At 67.8% G+C, this 23,146-nt stretch carries 21 protein-coding genes and 1 tRNA gene; 13 read left to right on the forward strand and 9 right to left on the reverse strand.

The genetic code is table 11. The features are described 5' to 3' along the window. Positions 1 to 15: 15 nt before the first annotated feature. Genes A9W95_RS25230 through A9W95_RS28175 form a run of 3 tightly spaced genes read left to right on the forward strand, consistent with a single transcriptional unit; the run spans position 16 to position 900 of the window. Positions 16 to 216: a DUF4244 domain-containing protein gene (locus A9W95_RS25230; RefSeq protein WP_067419000.1), complete on the forward strand. Its 201-nt coding sequence runs from the start codon at positions 16 to 18 to the stop codon at positions 214 to 216. Positions 217 to 239: 23 nt separating this feature from the next. Beyond that, entirely contained in the window at positions 240 to 539 is a 300-nt protein-coding gene (locus A9W95_RS28170) for a TadE family type IV pilus minor pilin (RefSeq protein ID WP_253851759.1), read from the forward strand. Continuing rightward, positions 523 to 900 carry an Rv3654c family TadE-like protein gene (locus A9W95_RS28175; RefSeq protein WP_371328126.1) on the forward strand — a complete coding sequence of 126 codons (378 nt, stop codon included), beginning with the start codon at positions 523 to 525 and terminating at the stop codon, positions 898 to 900. Before A9W95_RS28170 ends, A9W95_RS28175 begins: the two co-directional genes overlap by 17 nt. Here the strand turns inward: A9W95_RS28175 and A9W95_RS25245 are convergent. After that, positions 871 to 1,908: a PAS domain-containing protein gene (locus A9W95_RS25245; RefSeq protein WP_067419003.1), complete on the reverse strand. Its 1,038-nt coding sequence runs from the start codon at positions 1,906 to 1,908 to the stop codon at positions 871 to 873. The genes A9W95_RS28175 and A9W95_RS25245 overlap by 30 nt on opposite strands. Before the next feature lie 215 nt (positions 1,909 to 2,123). Next, positions 2,124 to 4,436 carry a DEAD/DEAH box helicase gene (locus A9W95_RS25250; RefSeq protein WP_067419005.1) on the reverse strand — a complete coding sequence of 771 codons (2,313 nt, stop codon included), beginning with the start codon at positions 4,434 to 4,436 and terminating at the stop codon, positions 2,124 to 2,126. A gap of 343 nt (positions 4,437 to 4,779) precedes the next feature. On the opposite strand from A9W95_RS25250, the gene cspA reads away from it, so the two are divergent. The 3 genes from cspA (at position 4,780) to topA (ending at position 8,703) form a co-directional block, all read left to right on the forward strand. Then, complete coding sequence (gene cspA, locus A9W95_RS25255) at positions 4,780 to 4,983, forward strand: cold shock protein CspA (RefSeq protein WP_007772268.1); 204 nt, start codon at positions 4,780 to 4,782, stop codon at positions 4,981 to 4,983. 148 nt (positions 4,984 to 5,131) lie between these two features. Beyond that, a complete protein-coding gene (locus A9W95_RS25260; RefSeq protein WP_067419006.1) occupies positions 5,132 to 5,710 on the forward strand; it encodes a hypothetical protein in 579 nt (192 codons plus the stop codon). A 197-nt stretch (positions 5,711 to 5,907) separates the two neighbouring features. Next, on the forward strand, positions 5,908 to 8,703 hold the full coding sequence (gene topA / locus A9W95_RS25265) for a type I DNA topoisomerase (protein ID WP_067419009.1): 2,796 nt from the start codon (positions 5,908 to 5,910) through the stop codon (positions 8,701 to 8,703). 6 nt (positions 8,704 to 8,709) lie between these two features. On the opposite strand, the gene A9W95_RS25270 is transcribed toward topA, so the two are convergent. Next, positions 8,710 to 10,395, reverse strand: coding sequence for an adenylate/guanylate cyclase domain-containing protein (locus tag A9W95_RS25270; RefSeq protein ID WP_172826721.1), 1,686 nt, complete (start codon positions 10,393 to 10,395; stop codon positions 8,710 to 8,712). Positions 10,396 to 10,474: 79 nt separating this feature from the next. Between A9W95_RS25270 and A9W95_RS25275 the strand changes: the two genes are divergently transcribed. Next, on the forward strand, positions 10,475 to 11,680 hold the full coding sequence (locus A9W95_RS25275) for a DNA polymerase III subunit delta' (protein WP_156746405.1): 1,206 nt from the start codon (positions 10,475 to 10,477) through the stop codon (positions 11,678 to 11,680). 51 nt (positions 11,681 to 11,731) lie between these two features. After that, positions 11,732 to 11,807 (forward strand) — tRNA-Thr (locus A9W95_RS25280). A gap of 60 nt (positions 11,808 to 11,867) precedes the next feature. Here A9W95_RS25280 and A9W95_RS25285 read toward each other — a convergent pair. Continuing rightward, positions 11,868 to 13,706 carry a hypothetical protein gene (locus A9W95_RS25285; protein ID WP_082983324.1) on the reverse strand — a complete coding sequence of 613 codons (1,839 nt, stop codon included), beginning with the start codon at positions 13,704 to 13,706 and terminating at the stop codon, positions 11,868 to 11,870. Between A9W95_RS25285 and A9W95_RS25290 the strand changes: the two genes are divergently transcribed. Next, positions 13,672 to 14,616 (forward strand): NAD-dependent epimerase/dehydratase family protein, encoded by a 945-nt coding sequence (locus A9W95_RS25290; protein ID WP_067419015.1) that lies wholly within the window; start codon positions 13,672 to 13,674, stop codon positions 14,614 to 14,616. The genes A9W95_RS25285 and A9W95_RS25290 overlap by 35 nt on opposite strands. Here A9W95_RS25290 and A9W95_RS25295 read toward each other — a convergent pair whose 3' ends face one another. The 4 genes from A9W95_RS25295 to A9W95_RS25310 all read right to left on the reverse strand — a co-directional run bounded on the left by A9W95_RS25295 (position 14,617) and on the right by A9W95_RS25310 (position 18,030). Next, on the reverse strand, positions 14,617 to 15,492 hold the full coding sequence (locus tag A9W95_RS25295) for a phytanoyl-CoA dioxygenase family protein (protein WP_067419017.1): 876 nt from the start codon (positions 15,490 to 15,492) through the stop codon (positions 14,617 to 14,619). A gap of 102 nt (positions 15,493 to 15,594) precedes the next feature. Beyond that, a complete protein-coding gene (locus A9W95_RS25300; RefSeq protein WP_067419019.1) occupies positions 15,595 to 15,972 on the reverse strand; it encodes a DUF2304 domain-containing protein in 378 nt (125 codons plus the stop codon). After that, positions 15,969 to 16,682 carry a glycosyltransferase family 2 protein gene (locus tag A9W95_RS25305; protein WP_067419021.1) on the reverse strand — a complete coding sequence of 238 codons (714 nt, stop codon included), beginning with the start codon at positions 16,680 to 16,682 and terminating at the stop codon, positions 15,969 to 15,971. The genes A9W95_RS25300 and A9W95_RS25305 overlap by 4 nt, the downstream gene beginning before the upstream one ends. Before the next feature lie 34 nt (positions 16,683 to 16,716). Next, positions 16,717 to 18,030 (reverse strand): hypothetical protein, encoded by a 1,314-nt coding sequence (locus A9W95_RS25310; RefSeq protein WP_156746406.1) that lies wholly within the window; start codon positions 18,028 to 18,030, stop codon positions 16,717 to 16,719. 51 nt (positions 18,031 to 18,081) lie between these two features. On the opposite strand from A9W95_RS25310, the gene A9W95_RS25315 reads away from it, so the two are divergent. Next, the gene (locus tag A9W95_RS25315) at positions 18,082 to 19,182 is read left to right on the forward strand and encodes a DUF475 domain-containing protein (RefSeq protein ID WP_067419022.1); all 1,101 of its coding nucleotides are present in this window, start codon (positions 18,082 to 18,084) and stop codon (positions 19,180 to 19,182) included. Here the strand turns inward: A9W95_RS25315 and A9W95_RS25320 are convergent. Then, positions 19,163 to 19,651, reverse strand: a complete 489-nt coding sequence (locus tag A9W95_RS25320) for an inorganic diphosphatase (RefSeq protein WP_067419023.1) — start codon at positions 19,649 to 19,651, stop codon at positions 19,163 to 19,165. The genes A9W95_RS25315 and A9W95_RS25320 overlap by 20 nt on opposite strands. A 111-nt stretch (positions 19,652 to 19,762) precedes the next feature. Between A9W95_RS25320 and dacB the strand changes: the two genes are divergently transcribed. Genes dacB through tilS form a run of 3 tightly spaced genes read left to right on the forward strand, consistent with a single transcriptional unit; the run spans position 19,763 to position 23,129 of the window. Then, positions 19,763 to 21,151 (forward strand): D-alanyl-D-alanine carboxypeptidase/D-alanyl-D-alanine-endopeptidase, encoded by a 1,389-nt coding sequence (gene dacB / locus A9W95_RS25325; RefSeq protein WP_156746407.1) that lies wholly within the window; start codon positions 19,763 to 19,765, stop codon positions 21,149 to 21,151. After that, entirely contained in the window at positions 21,148 to 22,191 is a 1,044-nt protein-coding gene (locus A9W95_RS25330; RefSeq protein WP_067419105.1) for a zinc-dependent metalloprotease, read from the forward strand. Before dacB ends, A9W95_RS25330 begins: the two co-directional genes overlap by 4 nt. Next, a complete protein-coding gene (gene tilS / locus A9W95_RS25335) occupies positions 22,170 to 23,129 on the forward strand; it encodes a tRNA lysidine(34) synthetase TilS (RefSeq protein ID WP_067419024.1) in 960 nt (319 codons plus the stop codon). Before A9W95_RS25330 ends, tilS begins: the two co-directional genes overlap by 22 nt. Positions 23,130 to 23,146 lie beyond the last annotated feature (17 nt).

The raw sequence follows: 23,146 nt of genomic DNA on the forward strand, positions 1-23,146 counted from the left end.
GAAGGGGAATTGCTGATGCGCAATACGTTTCGAAGAATCACCGTGCGCATGATGGTGTTGGCGGTCGACGAGTCGGGAATGTCCACCGTCGAATACGCGATCGGCACGATTGCCGCGGCCGCTTTCGGCGCCATCCTCTACACCGTGGTTACCGGCGATTCCGTCGTATCGGCGCTGAACCACATCATCGGTCGCGCGCTCAGTACAAAGGTCTAGCGTCGAATGCCGGGTCCAGCACCGTGGAGGCGGCGTTGGCGATCGCCACGCTGGTGTCGGTGTTGGTGTTGTGCTTGGCCGGGATCACGGCAGTGTCGATGCAGGTGCGTTGCATCGACGCGGCACGCGAAGCGGCTCGGCTCGCCGCCCGCGGTGACGAGCGCGTGGCCGTCGCGGTCGCCCGGCGCATCGCGCCCGACGGTGCTCGAGTGCAGGTCCGAAGCGACGGCCAGTACTTGGTCGCTACCGTCGTCGCACGCTCAAGACTGTTGCCGGGCCTGGACATTCGTGCCAACGCAATGTCAGTTGACGAGCCCAGATGACGAGGGCGCCGCCACCGTGATCGCCGCTTTCCTGGTGGTGGTGTTGCTATGTGTCACCGCGGCGGGAGTGTATGTGGGTTCGGCGGTGGTAGCGCGACACCGCGCTCAGGCCGCGGCCGACCTCGCCGCCCTGGCGGCTGCGGCGGAGTTGCCATACGGGATTGCGGCCGCCTGCGCCCGCGCGACGACAGTCGCGCAGGGGATGCACGTCAGCGCTACTGGGTGCGCGGTGGACGAGTTGGACGTGGTCGTCACCACCGAGGTGCCCGTGGCTATCGCCGGTATAGCGCGGGCCGGTGCGCGAGCGGGCCCGGCTGACGCCTCGGACGGTTCAAGTCGCCGCGTCGGGCGGCTCAGGTAGCCGTGCGCTGGCGACTTCTTCCTCTGTGGGCAGCCGCAGCGACAGCAGGCCGGCAAAGGTCTCGGGTGCGAGCTCGACCCGGTTGACGGTCACATGTACCGGCACCCAATCGGAATCGTGGCCCGGTAATCGCAACACCCGACTGGTCGGACCGTCGACGAATTCCTCTGTCATGGCCCGCATCTCACGCTCATCGTCGGGGTGCACCCGCGGCCTGCTGCCGTCGTTGCTGCGCCAGTCGTAGAAGGTGCACGGGTCGTCGATCCATTTCAACAGATTCCAATTGTTGAGATCGACCAGCGCGCGGTGGACTCCGACCTGCGCCAGGCTTTGCAGGATTCGTTGGGCCAGGTCGTCGGAGGAGACGACCGGTCCTTTGTGTTCGGTGCGCCAATTGATCGCCCGCGCCACCAGATGGTCGCGGCCGTCGGCGCCTTGTTCCAGCGCGGTGCGCGCCACGAAGCCGATCCGGATGGGGTTGCCTTGCCAATCGGTGAGATCCCAAGTGCTGCACAGCGTCTGGTTCGGCCGGGCGCGAATTGCCATGGCCAGCACCTTGGTTTCGTTGGGATTGAGTTCACGCGATGGCAGGTCCTCGGCGAACGCGCGTCCGAAAGTGACCTCTACTTCGGGGTTCTTTCCGCTGTTGGCCAGCGACTCGGGGGTGTCGGTGGCCACGCCTCGGGTCAGATCCCACTTGAGCGGGCCGGGCGTGGGCCGCTCGGGCGGTTCTTCATCGGCTGGGCCGCTCCAGACGTGCACGCCGTGTACACGACCGTCGGACATCACGACCGGCTCGGTACGGATCACCCGGTCGCTCTTCGGGGTGATGCTGGACAGGCTCTGGCCAGTCTGCAGCGTCTCGGCGATCGCGGTCTGCACCGCCGACAACGCGGGGTTACGGCGCAAAAAGGTCTTGATCGGTACCAGGTTCTTGAGCTGACGCCCCTGTGCGACAACGGCCGGTTCGTCCCCCAACGTCTCCACGAGCAGCCAGTCGTGGGTCATGTGAGCATCTTACGGGCAGGCCCTCACGGCGTTAATGCGGCGGTGAGGGCCTGAAGAACAGCCGACGAGATACCGCGTCCGGTTCTGGTGGTTCGGTCGGCTCCGCCACCGCCGCCGCGATCTCGTCATCGCCGCCGCCAGCACACCGCTGGTCTGCGCCGCCGCTGCCGCATTTGACGCAGCGCGATACGGCTGCACGAGTGTCATACGGCGAGTCACCCCTGATCGCCCAACTGGCGCAGCACCAACCGCAACACCTGTACCGCGCCCGCCTTGTCCAACGGGTCATTGCCGTTGCCGCACTTGGGCGACTGCACACAGGACGGGCACCCGCTCGGGCACTCACACGCCTCGATGGCCGCTGCGGTCGCGCTCAACCAGGTGCGCGCCTGCCGGAACCCGCGTTCGGCGAAGCCCGCCCCGCCGGGATAACCGTCGTAGACGAACACGCTGGGCAACCCGTCGGGTCCGATCGCGGTGGACAGCCCGCCGATGTCGCCGCGGTCGCAGCTGGCCACCAAGGGCAACAGTCCGATGGCGGCATGCTCAGCGGCGTGCAAAGAACCCGGAATTCGAGGAAGCTCAACGCCATTGTCCAGCAACGCGTCCGGGTCGATGGTGTACATGACCGCGCTGGTGGGCAACTTCTGCAGCGGCATGTCCAATTCGACGAAGTCGATCACCTCGCCGCTCAACTGACGCCGCAAATACCCCACCACCTGATGGGTGACGCACACCGGCACCACTCCCAACGTCACCGGTCCGAAGGTCAAGCGCTCACCGGCGCCGGTCACCTCGATATCGGTGATCTCCCGCGCGAACGTGGAGTAGCCCGGGTCTTCGGCGTGCACGAAGGCCATGCCCGCTTCGAAGTCCAGCGAGTCGACGACGTAGCTGTCCCCCTGGTGCAGATACACCGCTCCCGGGTGCACCGACGCGGGGGCCTGGCCGACATCCGTGCTGCCCAAAAGTCGCCCGGTATCGGCTTCGGCGATGACGATCTGCCCGCCGCTCGAACCCCGAATGTCCACCGCGCCATGCGGTTCCACACCCGGTGCCGGGAAATACTTGCCGCCGCGGCGGCGCAACAGCCCGTCGTCAACCAGACCCTCGGCCACGTCTACGGCGTTCAGCGACCGCACCTCCGCCTCATCGAGCGGCAATTCGGTTGCCGCGCAGAGCAATTGCGGGCCAAGGAGATAGGGGTTTGCCGGGTCGATCACCACCCGCTCGACCGGCTTGCCCAACAGCGCACTGGGGTGATGCACCAGATAGGTGTCCAGCGGATCATCACGTGCCACCAACAAAACCAGCGCGCCCTGCCCGCGTCGACCCGAACGGCCGGCCTGCTGCCAGAAGGAGGCGACCGTCCCCGGGAACCCGGCCAACACCACCGCGTCCAAACCGGCGATGTCCACGCCCAACTCCAACGCATTGGTCGTCGCCAGCCCTCGCAACCGTCCCTCGGCCAGCGCCTTCTCCAAAGCCTTGCGGTCCTCGGCGAGATAGCCGGCGCGATAGGACGCGACGGTGCCCGACAACTCCGGCGCGGTGTCCTGCAAGCGGGACCGGGCGCCCAACGCCGTCAGCTCCGCCGCACGCCGCGACCGGACGAACGTCAGGGTCTGCGCGCCTTCCACCACGAGGTCGGCCATCACTCGTGCGGACTCCGCGCCGGCGGACCGTCGTACCGGCGCACCGTTTTCACCGAGCACGTCGGTCCGTAGCGCGGGCTCCCACAATGCCACCGTGCGCGCCCCATGCGGCGAACCGTCCTCGGTGACCTCCACGACCGGCTGACCGATGAGCTCGGTGGCCGTCTCTCCGGGTGAGTCGGTGGTCGCGCTGGCGAAGATGACCGTCGGCGCCGAGTTGTACCGGGCGCACAACCGCAACAGCCGCCGCAGCACCATCGCCACGTTGGATCCGAAAACCCCCCGGTAGTAGTGGCATTCGTCGACAATGACGAATCGCAGCCCACGCAGCAGCACCGCCCAGCGGGCATGGTTGCGCAGCACCGACAGGTGAACCATGTCGGGGTTGGAGAACAACCAGCGCGAACGCTCCCGCGCGAACCGGCGCACCTCGGTAGGACTGTCCCCGTCATAAGCGGTCGGGGCGACGTCGGCCAGCCGCGGAACCGCCGCGACCAGCTCATGCGCGGTGCGCAACTGGTCGTGACCCAGCGCCTTGGTCGGCGACAGATAAAGCACCCGCGCGCGGGGATCGGTCGCCAGTGCGTTGAGCGCCGGGAGTTGATAGGCCAGCGATTTGCCCGACGCCGTGCCGGTGCTCACCACGACGTGGCGCCCGTCGTACGCCAGCTCGGCGGCCGCGCATTGATGTGACCAGGGCTGCGCTATGCCGCGGGCGGTGAACGCGCGAATGACGTCGGCATCGGCCCAGGACGGCCACTCGTGCGGCTGCCCGGTGCGGGGGGGAAGCTCGGCGACATGGCGCAACGGGTGTTCACCCGGCGCTGTTCCGGCGAGGGCGGCGGCCAGCAATTCGCCGCCAAAACTGGCCATCACAGTCCTTTCTAGGGCCTTGCTGGGGCCGCATGCGGCCCATTTGCGGCCTGGGGCTCGGGAAAATTTAGCGCCCAGATGACGCTGGGGTTACCAGTGGATCCATTAGGGATCGTCGTTAGTAGAAGGCTGTCGCCGACGCGGTGAACATGGTCTACTAAGTGCGGTCGCAGCTTCTGTGTTCGTGTCAAACTTTCGCAGGATCGACGTTGCGATCGCTCGTTCCTGCGAGGTTATCTGTCGGGTGAAGTTCCGGCGACTCCGCGCGGTATGGCGGTCGTAGCTGGCCCGGGGCACCGAAAGGCGGTGCACCGCACCCAGAAGAAAAGGAAAGATCAGAGAGATGCCACAGGGAACTGTGAAGTGGTTCAACGCGGAGAAGGGGTTCGGTTTCATCGCCCCCGAGGACGGTTCCGCAGATGTTTTTGTCCACTACACGGAGATCCAGGGTTCGGGCTTCCGCACCCTCGAAGAGAACCAGAAGGTCGAGTTCGAGATCGGCCACAGCCCTAAGGGCCCCCAGGCCACCGGAGTCCGCTCCCTGTAGATCGGGCAGATTCTGACGAAAACCCCCCGGCGCAGTCCCGCCTCGCAGGACATGCCCGGGGGGTTCTCAATTTCGCGGGTGCGGTTGTGACCCCGCCGCGCCGGATAGAACGACCCAGCGATCGACTCGCTGGCTTACTGTCGGTGGCGTGAGCCAGCTTTCCTTTTTCGCCGCGGAGTCGGTTCCGCCCGCGGTGGCGGACCTTTCCGGGGTGCTGGCTGCCTCCGGCCAGATCGTGGTGGTCGGGGCGGGCGCGCGGTTGTCAGTGGTGGTCGAGCAGGTGTGGCGGGCCGAGGCGCTGGCCGAAATGATTCGGGAAGCCGGTCTGACGCCCGAGGTGGCCCGTACCGAGGAAGACAGCCCGTTGGTGCGCACGGCGGCGGACCCGCTGTTGCGCGGTATCGCCACGCAGTGGACTCGAGGTGCGGTCAAGACGGTGCCGCCGCGCTGGCTGCCCGGGCCGCGGGAGTTGCGAGCCTGGACGTTGGCCGCCGGCAGCCCCGAGGCCGATCGCTATCTGCTGGGGCTGGACCCGCACGCCCCCGACACCCATGCGCCGCTGGCGTCGGCGCTGATGCGCGTCGGTATCGCACCGACCTTGATCGGCACCCGCGGGGCCCGGCCGGCCCTGCGAATCAGCGGCCGACGCAGGCTATCGCGCCTGGTAGAGAACGTGGGAGAGCCGCCGGACAGCGCCGAGGCCGTGGCACAGTGGCCACGAGTCTGACCGCTCACACCGGCCGGTGTTGCGAGCTGTCGGTTTGCGCAGTCGCGCCCAAGGGTGGGAAATTGTCAGGTGCCCGCGAGCGAAGGAACGGGGACGTACTGCGAATTCCGCCGGAATTTTTGAGGCCGACCTGTCATTCTTCGGAGCGGAGTGGTTCCGCGTGGGAACCGGATTAGTGAGATGGAGCGTAGGCGCAGTTGGCTAGCGGAGGCCGTACGAACGGCGGGAATGGCAGCGGCCGGCGACTTGTGATTGTCGAGTCGCCCACCAAGGCGCGCAAGCTGGCCGGATATCTGGGTTCGGGCTACATCGTCGAGTCGTCCCGAGGTCACATCCGCGACCTGCCGCGAGCAGCGGCTGACGTGCCCGCGAAATTCAAGTCCGAGCCGTGGGCCCGGCTGGGGGTCAACGTCGACGCCGACTTCGAACCGCTTTACATCATCAGTCCGGAGAAGAAGAGCACCGTCACCGAACTCAAGGGCCTGCTCAAAGACGTCGACGAGCTCTACCTGGCCACGGATGGTGACCGCGAAGGCGAAGCCATCGCCTGGCACCTGCTGGAAACGCTGAAACCGCGCATCCCGGTCAAGCGGATGGTCTTCCACGAGATCACCGAACCGGCGATCCGCGCGGCCGCCGAACACCCGCGCGACCTGGACATCGACCTCGTGGACGCCCAGGAGACCCGCCGCATCCTGGACCGCCTCTACGGCTACGAGGTCAGCCCCGTGCTGTGGAAGAAAGTCGCACCCAAACTGTCGGCGGGCCGGGTCCAGTCGGTCGCCACCCGCATCATCGTGCAGCGCGAACGCGACCGCATGGCCTTCCGCAGCGCGTCGTACTGGGACATCGTCGCCCAACTCGACGCCAGCGTGTCCGACCCGAAGGCCCAGCCGCCCACCTTCACCGCCCGACTGACCAGCGTGGACGGGTTGCGCGTGGCCACCGGCCGCGACTTCGACTCGCTCGGCCAGCTGCGCAAGGCCGACGAGGTCACCGTCTTGGACGAGGCGAGCGCCACCACGCTGGCCAGCCGTCTGCAAGGCGCGCAACTCAGCGTGGCCTCGGTGGACGAAAAGCCCTACACCCGCCGTCCCTATCCGCCGTTCATGACCTCGACGCTGCAGCAGGAAGCGGGCCGCAAGTTGCGGTTCTCCTCCGAACGAACGATGAGCATCGCGCAGCGGCTCTACGAGAACGGCTACATCACTTATATGCGTACCGACTCCACCACGCTGTCGGAGTCGGCGATCAACGCCGCGCGTACCCAGGCGCGACAGCTCTACGGCGAGGAGTACGTGGCGTCGTCGCCGCGCCAGTACACCCGCAAGGTGAAGAACGCCCAGGAGGCGCACGAGGCGATCCGGCCGGCCGGCGAGACGTTCGCCACCCCGGACGCGGTGCGCCGCGAACTCGACGGCGACGAATTCCGGCTCTACGAGCTGGTGTGGCAGCGCACGGTCGCTTCCCAGATGGCCGATGCGCGCGGCACCACGCTGAGCCTGCGCATCGCCGGCGCCGCGGGTGAGCAGCAAGTGGTGTTCTCCGCCAGCGGCCGCACCCTGACCTTCCCCGGCTTCCTCAAGGCCTACGTGGAGACGGTCGACGAGCTGGCCGGCGGCGAAGCCGACGACGCCGAGCGGCGGCTGCCCAATCTCACCGAAGGCCAACGCCTGGAAGCTTTCGAACTCACCCCGGACGGGCACTCCACTAACCCGCCGGCCCGCTACACCGAAGCGTCGTTGGTGAAGGCCCTCGAAGAACTCGGCATCGGCCGCCCGTCGACGTATTCGTCGATCATCAAGACCATCCAGGACCGCGGATACGTGCACAAGAAGGGCAGCGCGCTGGTGCCGTCCTGGGTGGCGTTCGCCGTCACCGGCTTGCTGGAACAGCATTTCGGGCGGCTGGTCGACTACGACTTCACCGCCGCGATGGAAGACGAGCTGGACGCCATCGCCTCCGGGCAGGAACGGCGCACCGACTGGCTCAACCGGTTCTACTTCGGCGGCGAACACGGCGTGGCCGACTCGGTGGCACGCTCGGGTGGGCTGAAAAAGCTCGTCGGCGTCAACCTGGAAGGCATCGACGCGCGAGAAGTCAACTCCATCAAGCTGTTTGACGACGCGCAGGGGCGGCCCATCTATGTCCGGGTCGGCAAGAACGGCCCCTACCTAGAGCGCACGGTCACCGGCGACGACGGTGAACCGACCCCGCAGCGGGCCAACCTCAACGACTCGCTGACCCCCGACGAACTGACCCTCGAAGTGGCCGAAGAGCTGTTCGCCACCCCGCAAGAGGGACGAGCGTTGGGCGTCGACCCGGCGACCGGCCACGAGATCGTCGCCAAAGACGGCCGGTACGGCCCATATGTCACCGAGGTCCTGCCCGAGCCGCCCGACGACCCGGATGGCGCGACGGTCAAGAAGGGCAAGAAACCCACCGGGCCCAAGCCGCGGACCGGGTCGCTGCTGCGCAGCATGGACCTGCAGACGGTGACGCTGGAAGACGCGCTGAAACTGTTGTCGTTGCCGCGGGTGGTCGGCGTCGACCCTCAGACCGGCGAGGAGATCACCGCGCAGAACGGGCGCTACGGGCCATACCTCAAGCGCGGCAACGATTCTCGCTCACTGGCTACCGAAGACCAGATCTTCACTATCACCCTCGACGAGGCCTTGAAGATCTACGCCGAGCCCAAACGCCGCGGCCGCCAGAGCGCGGCGGCGCCGCCGCTGCGCGAGCTGGGCACCGACCCGGCGTCGGGCAAGCCGATGGTGATAAAGGACGGCCGCTTCGGGCCGTATGTCACCGACGGCGAAACCAACGCCAGTCTGCGCAAGGGCGACGACGTGTTGTCGATCACCGACGAGCGCGCGGCCGAACTGCTGGCCGACCGGCGAGCCCGCGGTCCGGTGAAGCGGACTGCCAAGAAGACCGCTCGCAAGACAACCGCCAAGAAGGCGCCGGCCAAGAAGGCCGCCAAGCGCAGCTAACGGCGGTTACCGCCGGGCTCTGCTGGACACCTCTGCGCCGTCACGCAGCACGTCTTCTGGCGTCGCCAGATTCAGCGGCCGGGCCAGCTGTGTCGGGGCGGCACGGCCGCGTAGCTCGACGACCTCGCCGACATCCCAGCACAGCGCCTCGGCGTCCAGGGCGCCGCTGACCGCGATCGCCGACGCCAGCACGTGACCGGGCTCCAGCTTGGCCAACTCGGTGAGCCGGGCCGCCTCGTTGACCGGGTCGCCGATCACGGTGTACTCGAAGCGGGCCTGAGCGCCGATGTGGCCGGCGATCGCTCGTCCCGCCGACACGCCGATGCCGAACTCCGCCGAACCCAGCACCGGAAGCAGCTCGTCGTGCAGTTGCCGGGCCGCGCACAACGCGGCGCCGGCGCCGTCCGGATGTTCGATCGGCGCGCCGAAGATCGCCAGCGCGGCGTCACCCTGGAACTTGTTGACGAACCCACCGTGGCGGCCGACGGTGTCGACGACCACCCGGAAGAACTCGTTGAGCAGGTGCACCACCTCGGCCGGAGGCCGGGTCGCGGCCAGCTGCGTCGAGCCGACCAGGTCGACGAACAGCACCGCGACGTCACGTTCTTGCCCGCCTAGTTCGGTGCCGCGCTCGATGGCGCGGCGCGCCACGTCTTCACCCACATAGCGGCCGAACAGGTCCCGCAGTCGTTGCCTTTCGGACAAGTCACGGACCATGTCGTTGAACCCGGCCTGCAGCAGGCCCAGCTCGCTGGCGTCGTAGATCTGCATGTGCGCGTTGTAATTGCCGCGCTGCACCTCGCTCAGCGCCCAACGAAGCTGGCGCAGCGGGTCAGCGATCGACATGGCCACCAGCAGGGTGCTCACCAGACCGATGCCCAACGCCGCCAACGCGAGCAGCAGGATCGGATTGAACAGCTTCTCGGCAGAAGCGTGCAGCAAGGCCACCTTGTCCGACACCACGGCCAGCACGATCGCCAATAGGGGGACCGCCGTGGACAACACCCAGGAAAGCATCAGCCGCAAGATGACGCCGGGGGCCTTCAGCTTCTCCGGCACACCGCTACGCAACGCGGCGACGGCCACCGGGCGCAGCACGCGTTCGGATTGCAGATACCCGATGATCGCGGTCGCGGTGGCACCCAGGGCCGTGGCGACCGCGACGACCGGCGCGGCGTTCTTGGCCACCGACCAACTGGCGACGATGAACACCACGCTGCCGACCGCCCAGGCGGCCATGCTGATCAGCGTGCGATAGAACGGCATGCGCAGCGCGCGGCTGCGGGCCAGTTCGGTGGCCGCAGGATCGGTCTCGACCAGCAGGTTGTCGCGTCGCTGCCATCGGAAGACCGGCATCAGCAACTTCAGGTTCCACGCGAATCCCGCGAAGAACAGGATGATGACGCTGCTGATGAAGATCGCCACGTTCAGCGGCGGCAGGTCGTCGAGCTGAATGCGGTCGTGCGGGGGCAGCCCGTAGCGCAGGAATCCGAGCACGAACAGCCCGCCGATGATGTCGGCCTGCAGCATGCTCAGCGAGAACACCGGCCACGGGGTGCGCACCACCCACCGGACGAATGCATCGATTCGCCTCGGAAGTGCTGCTGCCGTGTTCACAAATCCACCGTATCGGGCGGGGGTGACTCGCCGGAAACTTACCGAGGAGTCGGCAAGTCGCGCCGCGCAGCGAATCTGGCCGGAAGGTCACAGAACTGTCGCGAAACGATGGCCGAACGGTATCTGTCGGTAGCGATTACTAGTGTCAATCATGATGTCCGGGGTGTTTACGCGGCTGGTAGGTCAAACGGCTGTGGAGTCTGAGCTGCTCGCGGCCGCCCGAGCCGCGCGCCGTGATCCAGGCCACAGCTCCACGGAGTCCGGAACTATGACACACGCCTGGCTCATCACCGGGCCGCCCGGGTCGGGGCGTTCGGTCGCCGCGTTGTGCTTCGCGGCCGCCCTGCAGTGCACCTCCGACGACGAGCCGGGCTGCGGCAGCTGCAAGGCCTGCACGACGACCATGGCCGGCACCCACGCCGACGTCCGGCGGGTGATCCCTGAGGGTCTGTCCATCGGCGTCGACGAGATGCGGGCCATCGTGCAGATCGCCTCCCGCCGGCCGACCACCGGACGCTGCCAGATCGTGCTGATCGAGGACGCCGACCGGCTCACCGAGGGGGCGGCCAACGCGCTGCTCAAGGTCGTCGAGGAGCCGCCGGCGTCGACGGTGTTCCTGCTGTGCGCGCCGTCGGTGGACCCCGAGGACATCGCGATCACGCTGCGTTCCCGGTGCCGGCATGTGGCGCTGGTGACCCCGTCGACCCCCGCGATCGCCCAGGTGCTGATCGACGGCGACGGGTTGAGCGCCGAGACGGCGAACTGGGCGGCCTCGGTCAGCGGTGGCCATGTGGGGCGCGCACGCCGACTGGCCACCGATGCCCAGGCCCGGGAGCGCCGCGAGCGGGCGCTGGGCCTGGTGCGCGACGCCGCGACACCGGCGCGGGCCTACGCCGCCGCCGAGGAACTGGTCGCGGCGGCCGAAGCCGAGGCCGTCGTGTTGACCGCCGACCGCGCCGAGGCCGAGACCGAGGAGTTGCGCACCGCGTTGGGCGCCGGCGGCACCGGCAAGGGCACCGCCGGTGCGCTGCGCGGTTCGGCGGGCGCCATCAAGGACCTCGAGCGGCGCCAGAAGTCCCGGCAGACCCGCGCCTCGCGCGATGCGCTGGACCGTGCGCTGATCGACCTGGCCACCTACTTCCGCGACGCACTGCTGGTTTCGGCGAAGGCGGGCCACGTCGCCGCCAACCACCCGGACATGGCCGAGAGGGTCGCCGCGCTGGCCGACCATGCCGCACCGGAACGGCTGCTGCGCTGCATCGAGGCCGTCTTGGAGTGCCGCGAAGCGCTGGCGGTCAACGTCAAACCGAAATTCGCCGTCGACGCCATGGTCGCCACGATCGGCCAGGAACTGCGGTAGGCCGAATCAACTTGGGCGGTCCGCTCGACTGCCGTAGACTCGTGCCGCCCGGCCGCCTTAGCTCAGTCGGTAGAGCGATTCACTCGTAATGAATAGGTCGGGGGTTCGATTCCCCCAGGCGGCTCCAAACCCCTCACGCCCGAATGTGACGCCAGCTTCACGTTCGACGCCCAGTGTGCGGCCAGCTTCACACTGGGCCAACGGGCGGGGGTAACGCCGGCGCCAAAAAGCCCACTGGTCCGGATGCGACACACACCGCCAGCGCCGTGGTGTCCGCCTCGACGGTGATTGCGTCGCCGGCGCCCGGCAGTCGCACGTACACCCGGTTGAGGCCCGGATGCACCGGGACCTTGGTGCGGTGACCGTCGGACAACGACAGCGTCATCGATCCGTCGGTGTTGGCCAGGTAGTTGAGTTCGACGGTCCAGTCGGCTGGCAGCAGCGGGCCATCGAGGACCAACCGCGTCGGCTTGTCGGGCTGCGCGAAATAGCCGCACTGCGGCAGGGGCCCCGGCCGGATGGTCCGCACCCAGGTCACCCGCGCGTCGACCAGCCGGCCCGAGCTGTCGAGCATGCGCAATTGTGTTGTTGCCGAGGCGAATTCGGGCCGGTCATGCAGCAGCGCGAACATGTGGCTTGCCAGGTTCTCCGGCCAGGCCACCCGCTGCAGCACCAGCGGATCGACCTCCTGGTCCAACAGCGGAGCGCTCGAAACGGCATGTGCGGCGGCCAAACTGGCGCGCGCATTCTTCAGATACGGCTCGGTCGGGTTGTCGCGCCAGCTGCTCAGGAAGGTCCACGTGGAGAACAGGCTGCTGGCCACGAAGAACAGCGCGGCGCCGGTGATCACCGCGGCGCGCCATCGCGAAGCATCCAACCAGGCCGATGCCGCCCGGTTGGGCCCGGTGAACGCCACGGCGACCAGCATCGCCAACACCACCACCAAATCGGGGAAGTACCGCAAGGTCTGGGCCAACTCCAGCGCGGTGAACCGCGAGGATCGCATCAGATAGATCGGCACCTGACACGCGACGGCATAACCGGCCGCGGTCGCCCACACCAGTCCGATCCGCTCTTTGCGCAGCAACGACACCACCAGCGCACCGGCCAACACCAGCCAGCCCAACGCCATGACCACAGGGGGGGGAGTGGCCCAGGGTGAAGCCGGCGCCCAACGCGCCCACTCCCAGGGCCCCCCGGCCAGGCCCGGGACAATGCCGTGCGTCACCGAGCGACGCAACAGAGCCCACGTCATCGACAGGTCAGAACTCCAGCGCCGTTGATTCACCACCACCAGATACAGCCCCACCCACGCGACGGTGAAGACCAGCGAGCCGATCCACAGTCGCGCCCCACCCCGCCAAACGGTGCGCCACGCAGCTTTCTCACCGGCCACATGCCACAGCAGCGCTGCCACCGCGAACGCGACGACCGGAATGACGGCCGCCTTCTCGAAGAACAGCAGCCCGCCGAAGTACGCCAACAGAGCCGTGGCCGCATACCGCTGCCGCCCCGTGCGGACCAGCAAGATGGCGTCCGCGCACACCCAGGCCAATGCCGAAAGCATGGGCAACGAGTTGAGCGCCGCGGCCCACCACGCATAGCCCGGCACCGCCAGCGCAGTGAACAACGCGAAGGTCAGCGGGATCAGCAGCACCGGCCGCCAGCCCAGAATTACGTGCAGTACCCGCAACAACGCCAGCGACGCCAGCAGTTGCAACACCAACAGGCTCAACGCCGGACCGGTCCAATTCAGCGGCGCCAGGTGGATGATGGCGCCGGCCACCAAGAACGCGCCCGGCATCACGTGCCCGTCGTGGTCGTTGAACAGGTAGCTCGGTGACAGCAAGCCTTGGGTTCCGGCCCGCCCGATGAGAATCAGGTCGTCCCAGTAGAAGTAGCCCCCGAAGGCCAGCGCGGCCCGCACCAGCAGGTGCAGGGCGATGAGCGCCGCGGCGGCCAGCACGACAGGCCGCCGGTATGGTGGGCCGGTGCGCGCACTGGTCACCGGGGCAGCCGGTTTCATCGGGTCGACGCTAGTCGACCGACTCTTGGCCGACGGCCACACGGTGGTGGGTCTGGACAACTTTGCGACGGGCCGCGCCACCAACCTCGAGCACCTCGCCGACAACCCGGCACACGTCTTCGTCGAGGCGGACATCGTCACCGCCGACCTGAACGCCATCGTCGACGAGCACCGGCCCGAAGTGGTGTTCCACCTCGCCGCCCAGATCGACGTCCGTCGTTCGGTGGCCGATCCGCAGTTCGATGCGTCGGTCAACGTCATCGGCACGGTGCGGTTGGCCGAGGCCGCCCGGCGCGCCGAAGTGCGCAAGGTGGTACACACCTCGTCCGGCGGGTCGATCTATGGCGTCCCGCCGCAGTATCCGACGCCGGAAACGGTGCCGCCCGACCCGGCTTCGCCGTACGCCGCGAGCAAGGTATCTGGCGAGATCTACCTGAACACCTTCCGGCACTTGTACGGGTTGGACTGTTCCCACATCGCCCCGGCCAATGTCTACGGGCCGCGCCAGGATCCGCACGGTGAAGCCGGTGTGGTGGCGATCTTCGCCCAAGCGTTGCTGGCCGGAAAGCCGACCAAGGTGTTCGGTGACGGCTCCAACACCCGCGATTACGTCTTCGTCGACGACGTGGTGGACGCCTTCGTCAAGGCGTCCGGCGACGCCGGCGGCGGGCAGCGCTTCAATGTCGGCACCGGCGTGGAAACCTCTGACCGGCAACTACATTCAGCAGTGGCGGCGGCTGTCGGCGGCCCCGACGACCCGGAGTTCCACCCGCCGCGGCTGGGTGACCTGAAGCGGTCCTGTCTCGATATCGGTTTGGCCGAACGGGTTCTGGGCTGGCGCCCCCAAGTCGAGTTGTCCGACGGGGTGCGCCGCACGGTGGACTTCTTCCGCCACAAGCACACCGAGTGATTACAGCGGGATCGGGCTGTCCAACCGGTCGGCGACCGCGTTGAGAAACGGATGCTGGTCTTCGTCGAGGTAGTCCGCAGGCGGCCGCCAGTCGATGCGGCCCATCTTGCCGGCGAACAACCCGTATCCGATCAGCTCCTGCAGCCGAGGTTCGAAGCGGCGCACCAACTCTCGCGGCAAGCTGAGCTGCTGGTTGACCTGCTGGCGTAGGAATCCCGCGCAGAAGTTGACGGTCAACGCGGGCCGCGGCGCGTCAGTGCGGTTGGCCGCGGCGGTATGCCACAGGCTGCCGTTCCAGATCAACGCGTCACCGGCTTTGATCTCGATCGGCTTGCCTTCGGGATACGGCGCTGACGGCTGCTCTGTCCAGCGGTGTGATCCCGGCACCACCTGGGTGGCGCCGTTGTCGGCGGTGAAGTCGCACAAGGCGATCAGCGCGTTGCACAGCAGAGGCTGATGCGGCCGGGGCAGCGGATACATCTCGTCGTCGCAGTGCAGGCGTTGAGCGACCGCTCCGGGCAGCTGGTTGCTGGTCATGCACCACGACAGCAGACAGTCGCGGCCCAGCACGCCTTCGATCACCGGCAGCAACTTCGGGTGCACGGGCAGCGCCTCGTAACGAGCACCGTGCAGCAGCAGGTTGTCGATGCGCACCCAGTCGTGGTCGGCTCGGTTGCCCGGCACGTGGCCGGGCCAGGCCAGGCCTTTGACCACTGTGGTGGAGTTGGCGATGACGGTCGGCAATTCCCGCTCGAGCCGGCGGGTATCGGCCAAGAACTCAGCGACCGAATCGGCGTCGAGGACGTCTTCGACCACCGTGTAGCCGAACTCGTCGATCTCGCCGACGTGGCGCTGGACCGAGGAGCCCTGTGTCATCAAGCGGGCAGCAAATCCTTTTCGGTGTCACCTTCGTCGCGGTCGTCGTCGGCGGTGGTGACTTCGTCGGGGTCGATCATGGGTGCCTCCTGAACAGCGAACTTATTGACGTAACTGTAAGTCGCTGGGCGGGTGGTGGCTAGTGTTTTCCGGAGCTTGAGCACTCTCCAAAGCGACCGCGCGAGCCAGGCGCGCATAACGCAGTTCCAGGTCTTTGAATCTCAGGTAGGTGCTCAAAGTGGTGAAACTGAACGCCATCACCAACGCGTACAGCATCAGGTCGGTGCCGCGGTTGACCCCGAACCAGTGCGCCACCACGGTGGTGTCGTCGGGCCGCAGCACCGCGTACACACCGGCCAACACGAACAGGACGTAGCCGACCTTGACCCACGCCTTGGAACGGGCGCTGCGGCGCGAGCGCAACAGATACACCAGCAACGCGATGATGGAGCCGATCAACAGCACCTGGATCCAATTCACCGTCGCATCCTTCCTCGTAGGAATCCGTCGAAAATGATGTTGACGCCGTTGAGCAGCGGCTGGCCCTTCGACTTGGAGTAGTCGGTGTAGAGCACCTCGACCGGCTCTTCGGCTACCCGCCAATGGTTTTCGGCGATCAACATGACGAACTCGGTGGCATGGCTCATGCCGCTCATGGTGATGTTGAGCGCGTCGGCGACCTTTTTGTTGAACACCCGCAGGCCGTTGTTGGTGTCGGTCAGCCCAAGCTGACGGCCACGCCGGCTCAACCGGGCCGCGGTCCGCAGCACGATCCGCTTGAGCAGCGGCGGCCGGCTGGCCGAAGCCTGGTCGGCTTGCTGGGCGAAGCGGGTGCCGATCACCACGTCGACGTCATCTGCGGAGAGCCGCTCGACCATGGCGGCAAGGTCCTTGACGCGGTGTTGTCCGTCGGCGTCGAACGTGGCGAACACCTGCGCGCCGGGCTGGCGGCGGGCGTACTCCACGCCGGTCTGGATGGCAGCGCCCTGACCGAGATTGATCGGGTGGCGCACCAAGTGCGCCCCGGCCCGCCGCGCGATCTCCCCGGTGCCGTCGGTACTGCCGTCATCCACGCATACGACGTTGTCGAAGACCGCGCGCAAATCGGCGACGACCTCGCCGATGACGGCGGCTTCGTTGAAGGCGGGAACGACGATCCAGACGTCGGCGTAAAGCGATTGAGTGGCCATTTAAGCCCACAAGGTACACGTTGTGCACGCTCGATCAGGCGCTTGACCGGCCGACGCGAGCCAGCGCCGCCAGATGTACCCCGATTCCCACCAACGGACCGCACAACAGGGCCACCACGGTGCGGGTCTGCAGTTCCAGCGGCACCAACAGCAGCAAGCCCGACGCCACGGTCGCCCCGACCCAGCCCAGCGAGTACGCGCGATGCAGCGCCGCGGCCACGGCCGCCGCGCCGGTGAGCGTCAACAGGGCGATGGCCACCGCCGCCGCCGTCAACCAGGCCAGCAACGCGCTACTGGCCTGGTAGTCCGAACCGAACAACTCCCGCAGCAGCCAGGGTCCCAGCACGCCGGCCAGCACCACCCCCAGCGCTCCGACGCCGAGCACCAGCGCCGCCGGCCCGACCAGCGCGCGCACCCGGTGGCTGCGCTCGTCGACGAAATGCGCAATGAGGTTGCCCTGCATGGCGGTCAGCGGCACAAGCAGCGGCGCGCGGGTCAACGTCACCGCCAGGATGACGACGCCGCCCCGTGCCCCCAATTCGTCGGAAGTCAGCTTCAGCAGCACCGGAAAACCCATCACCAGGATGGCGCTGGCGCCTGCGGCGGTGATCGAGTGGGCCGCGCCGCGCAGAAACGTCGCGGTACTCCCAGGAGTCAGCAGGTGCGCCGCCGCGCGCGTGCTCGGTGACACGGCCAACATGAGCGACCAGGCCACCGCACCGCCCACCGTCGCCCACAGGAACCCGACCAGGCCCCAGCCGAGCAGAAACGTCGCCCCGGCGATCGCGACGCGGATGACGGCGTCGGTCACCATCAGCGCGCCGTACTGCGACCACCGGTCGGTGCCGGCCAACATGCCCAACAACGTGGCATGCAGGCAGAAGCCGGCCAGTCCAACACTCAGCAGCGCCACCGACAGCCATCTGTTTTCGACGAACACCCGACCGCCCCACAAGATGGAACTGCCCGCGATCGCAACGGCGGCCGCCACCCCGACCATCCCGGCGATGCGCAGCGGATGGGTGCGGCCGCCACCGGGCAACGGCGTCAAGTCGGTGACGTAGCGCATGGCGCGCACTTCCCGTGTCGTCTCTTGCAGCAGTCCGTTGGCCGCGCCGGTGACCAGTCCGAACGCGCCCCAGAAGACGCCGAATACAGAGAACCCGGCGGGGGCCAGGTGACGCGCGGCCAGATAGATCACCGCGTAGCCACACAAGGCGGTCAGGGCGGTCGCCGCACCTACGCGCACCACGGTGCTGCGTGCAAGGCCACCCGGTAAGCCCGTCGGTCCTTCGACGGGCGAGGCGAACGGGGACGCCGCGCCGCCGACTTCGGTCACCGTCCGAATACTAAGCGCCGCAGCCCTTGGCTATTGTGGGCGGCTATCGGGAAAGGACCCATGACCACCCTCCGTATTTTCGGCTTGTCGCTGCTGGTGACCGTCGCGGCGTTGGTCGTCGGGTACTGGCATGGGGGCGCCAAGGCCCTGCTGCTGCTGGTGGTGCTCGCCGTCCTCGAGGTGTCGCTGTCCTTCGACAACGCCATCATCAACGCGGCCATCCTGCAGCGGATGAGCCCGTTCTGGCAGCGGATGTTCCTGACCATCGGAATTCTTATCGCGGTGTTCGGGATGCGGTTGATCTTCCCGTTGGTCATCGTCTGGGCCAGCGCGGGGCTGAATCCGGTGCGTGCGCTGGAATTGGCGCTGAACCCGCCGCCGGGGGGCGCGCTGGAATTCCCCGACGGCTCACCCAGTTACGAGAAGCTGATCACCGCGGCCCATCCGCAGATCGCGGCATTCGGCGGGATGTTCTTGCTGATGCTGTTCCTGGACTTCGTGTTTCATGATCGAGACATCAAGTGGCTCAAGTGGCTTGAAGTGCCATTCGCCCGCATCGGCCGGCTCGGTCAGCTGCCGGTGATCGTGGCCGGCGCGGCGCTGGTGGTGATCGGCACCCAGTTGACGCATTCGGAGCAGGGGCGTGCGACGGTGTTGACCGCCGGGCTGCTGGGTCTGGTGACGTATTTGGTGGTCAACGGGTTGAGCAGAGCGTTCCGACCCGCCGACGTCGACGACGTCGCCGACAGCGGTGGCGAAAAGGCAACGGGCAAGGCCGGATTGACGCTTTTCCTGTATCTCGAGGTGCTCGACGCCGCGTTCTCGTTCGACGGGGTCACCGGCGCTTTCGCGATCACCACCGACCCCATCATCATCGCGTTGGGCCTGGGTCTGATCGGCGCCATGTTCGTGCGCTCCATCACCGTCTACCTGGTCCGGCAGGAAACCCTAGACCGCTACGTCTACCTCGAACACGGCGCGCACTGGGCGATCGGAGCGCTCGGGGTAATCATGTTGGTGTCCATCGACCAGCGGTTCCACATCCCGGAGTGGATCACCGCGTCGGTGGGGGTGGTGCTGATCGGGGCGGCGTTCGGCAACAGCGTGTGGCGCAATCGCCGCGCCGCCGACGGTCAACCGGTCAGTGGCCGTTCTTCTTGAAGCGCTCCACCGAGCGCTGCACTTCGGCTTCGGCTTCATCGCGGCCGACCCAGTCCGCAGCTTTGACGAACTTGCCCGGCTCCAGGTCTTTGTAGTGCACGAAGAAATGCTTGATCGCGTCTAGCTCGAACTCCGGTACGTCGCCGATGTCCTGAATGTGCTCCCAGCGGTGATCACCGGCCGGCACGCACAACACCTTGTCATCGCCGCCGGCTTCGTCGACCATCTTGAACATGCCCACCGGTCGCGCCTCCACCAGCACACCGGGGAACAGCGGCTGGGGCAGCAGCACCAGGGCGTCCAGCGGATCACCGTCTTCGCCGAGGGTGTCCTCGATGAAGCCGTAGTCGGTCGGGTACGCCATCGGGGTGTACAGGTAGCGATCCAGCTTGACCCGCCCCGTCTCGTGGTCGACCTCGTACTTGTTGCGCTGGCCCTTCGGGATCTCGATGACAACGTCGAATTGCACCGCGTCGGCTCCTTTGTATACGCATGCGTGGCGCGTCCACCCTAGTCGAGCGGTGTCTTGCCGTCGCTCGGCGGCTGGTTGGGCAGAATGGACCGCAACGACAGGAGAGTCATGGGTCCCAAACGGTGGCGGAAAACCACCCACGTGCTGGTGGGGTTGGTTGTGCTGGCGTTCGTCGCCGCCGTCGTCGCCGCCGCCGTTTTCTTCACCACGGGAGGGCACGGAACCGGCGGCGCGCGTTCCCCCGTACCGCCGCCGCGGCCGCCCACGGTCAAACCCGCAGTCAGTCCGGTCGCCGACACCGCCACCGCAGCCAGCCCCGGCGGCGTGACGGCAGCGCTGGCCGCGGCCGCCGCGGACCCCAACCTCGGTCGCCTGGGCGGCCGCATCACCGACGCCTTGACCGGGCAAGAACTCTGGCGTCAACTCGACGACGTGCCGCTGGTGCCGGCCTCGACCAATAAGGTGCTCACGGCGGCCGCGGCATTGCTGACCTTGGACCGGCAAGCCCGGATCAGCACCAAAGTGGTGGCCGGCGGCCAGGGTGCCCAGGCGCCCGTGGTCTTGGTGGGGGCCGGTGACCCGACGCTGTCGGCAGCCCCGCCCGGCGTGGAGACCTGGTATCACGGCGCCGCCCGGATCAGCGACCTGGTCGAACAAATCCATCGCAGCGGCGTCACTCCCACGGCGGTACAGGTCGACATCTCGGCGTTCAGCGGCCCCACCATGGCGCCGGGTTGGGACCCGGCCGACGTGGACAACGGCGACATCGCCCCAATCGAGGCGGCAATGATCGACGCCGGGCGCATTCAGCCCACCACCGTCAACTCCCGGCGCACCCGCACTCCGGGGCTAGACGCCGGGCGGGAACTGGCCAAGGCGCTCGGTCTGGACCCCAATGCGGTGAGCCTCGCGTCTGCGCCGTCGGGCGCGCGGCAGCTGGCCGTGGTGCAGTCGCCGCCGCTGATCCAGCGGCTGATCCAGATGATGAACGCCTCGGACAACGTGATGGCCGAGTGCATCGCGCGGGAAGTGGCGGGCGCAATCAACCGGCCGCGAAGTTTCACCGGCGCCGTCGACGCGGTGACCAGCCGGCTGAACACCGCCCACGTGGACACCGTCGGCGCGGCGCTGGTCGACTCCAGCGGCTTGTCGATCAACGACCGGTTGACCGCGCGGACGCTCGACGGCACGGTCCAAGCCGCGGCCGGTCCCGACCAGCCCGCGCTGCGGGCGCTGCTGGATCTGCTGCCCATCGCCGGCGGCAGCGGCACCCTGGCCGAACGCTTCCTGGACCGGGCTACCACCCAAGGTCCGGCGGGCTGGTTGCGGGCCAAGACCGGCTCGTTGACCGCGATCAACTCGCTGGTCGGCGTGCTCACCGACAGCAGCGGACGGGTGCTCACCTTCGCCTTCATCTCCAACGACGCCGGACCCAATGGCCGCAACGCCATGGACGCCCTGGCCACCAAACTCTGGTTCTGCGGGTGCGCGGCATGAACCGGTCGCCCGATGTGACTCTCGGCAACGCCGTGGACTGGCGGTTCGCGGCCACCGTCGGCGAAAAGCTGGCCCGTCCGGCGCCGCCGTCGAGCGACTACACCCGCGACCAGGTGATCGACGAGCTCACCAGGGCGGCCGCGGCCGCCGAGCCCCCGGTGCGCGAGGTGACCGGGCTGGTGACCGAGAACATCGTGCCGCCGGCGCGGGTGGTGACCCGGCAGCAGTGGGTGCGCGCCGCCGCCGAATCGATGCGGACCATGACCAACGGAAGCGACAAGCCGCGCGGGTTCGTCACCGGCCGCATCACCGGCGCGCAGACCGGCGCGGTCCTGGCGTTCGTGGCGTCGGGCATCCTGGGCCAGTACGACCCGTTCACCGGCGACGACGGCACTTTGCTGCTGGTGTATCCCAACGTGATCGCCGTCGAGCGCCAGTTGAAGGTCGAGCCGTCCGATTTTCGCCTGTGGGTCTGCTTGCACGAGGTCACCCACCGCGTGCAGTTCACCGCCAACCCATGGTTGGCCGGCTACATGTCGCAGGCGCTGGGGCTGTTGACCCAGGAACCGGCCGACGACATTCGCGAGGTGGCCAGCCGCCTTGCCCAGTTCGTTCGCAGCCGCGGCGACGGACCCGACGAGGACGCCCCGGCCGGCATCCTGGGCCTGGTGCGCGCAGTGCAATCCGAACCGCAACGCGACGCGCTGGACCGGCTGCTGGCGCTCGGGACGCTGCTGGAAGGCCACGCCGAGCACGTCATGGACGCGGTCGGCCCGGTGGTGGTGCCCTCGGTCGCCACCATCCGGCGGCGCTTCGACGAGCGCCGGCAGCGCAAGCAACCGCCGTTGCAGCGGCTGTTGCGGGCGTTGCTGGGTTTGGAAGCCAAACTCAGCCAGTACACCCGCGGCAAGGTCTTCGTCGACCAGGTGGTCGAGCGGGTCGGCATGAAACGCTTCAACACGGTCTGGACCAGCCCGGAGACCCTGCCCTTACCGGCCGAGATCCAGCATCCGCAGCGATGGATCGACCGGGTGCTCTAGCGCAGCTGCGCACTGCTGTACAGGCATTCGCGCGGGCGCATCTGCCCGACGCCGAGCCGTGGTGTGTGGGACTGTCGGGCGGACCCGACTCGTTGGCGCTTACCGCAGTCGCCGCGCAGTTGCGTCCGACCACCGCGCTGATCGTGGACCACGGCTTGCAGCCCGACTCCCTTGCGGTCGCCGAAACGGCACGCGAGCAAGCTCTTCGTCTTGGCTGCGTCGAAGCGCAGGTGCTGCCCGTGCAGGTGGGCGCCGCAGGGGGACCGGAGGCGGCGGCGCGCACCGCCCGCTACGCCGCACTCAAGACCGCCCGCACCGGCCCGGTGCTCTTGGGTCACACCCTCGATGACCAAGCCGAGACGGTGTTGCTCGGGCTCGGCCGTGGCTCGGGGGCCCGCTCGATTGCCGGCATGCGTCCCTACGATCCACCGTGGTGCCGGCCGTTGTTGGGGGTGCGGCGCGACGTGACCCACACTGCCTGCCACGAGCTGGGCCTGACTGCGTGGCAGGACCCGCACAACGCCGATCGTCGCTTCACCCGCACCCGGCTGCGCACCGATGTGCTGCCGTTGCTCGAGGAGGTGCTCGGTGGCGGTGTCGCCGAGGCCCTGGCCCGCACCGCGACGGCGTTGCGCGAGGACACCGAGCTGATCGATGCGATCGCGGCACAAGCGCTGCCCGACGCCAGCACGACGAACGGATTGGATATCCGGGCGTTGGCGACGTTGCCGGACCCCGTGCGCCGCCGCGTCATCCGCGGCTGGTTGCTGGCCGGCGGGGCGATTGGGTTGACCGATAAGCAGATTCGTGCGGTGGACGCGCTGGTCACCGCCTGGCGCGGGCAGGGCGGTGTCGCGGTGGGCTCGGCTCTGCAGGGTCAGCGACTGGTGGCAGGACGCCGTGACGGTGTCCTGAGTCTGCGCCCGGAGACTATTTGACGCCCACGTTGGTTGAT

Origin of the sequence: Mycobacterium sp. 1423905.2, from assembly GCF_001673155.1 — a bacterium.
Lineage (GTDB): Bacteria > Actinomycetota > Actinomycetes > Mycobacteriales > Mycobacteriaceae > Mycobacterium.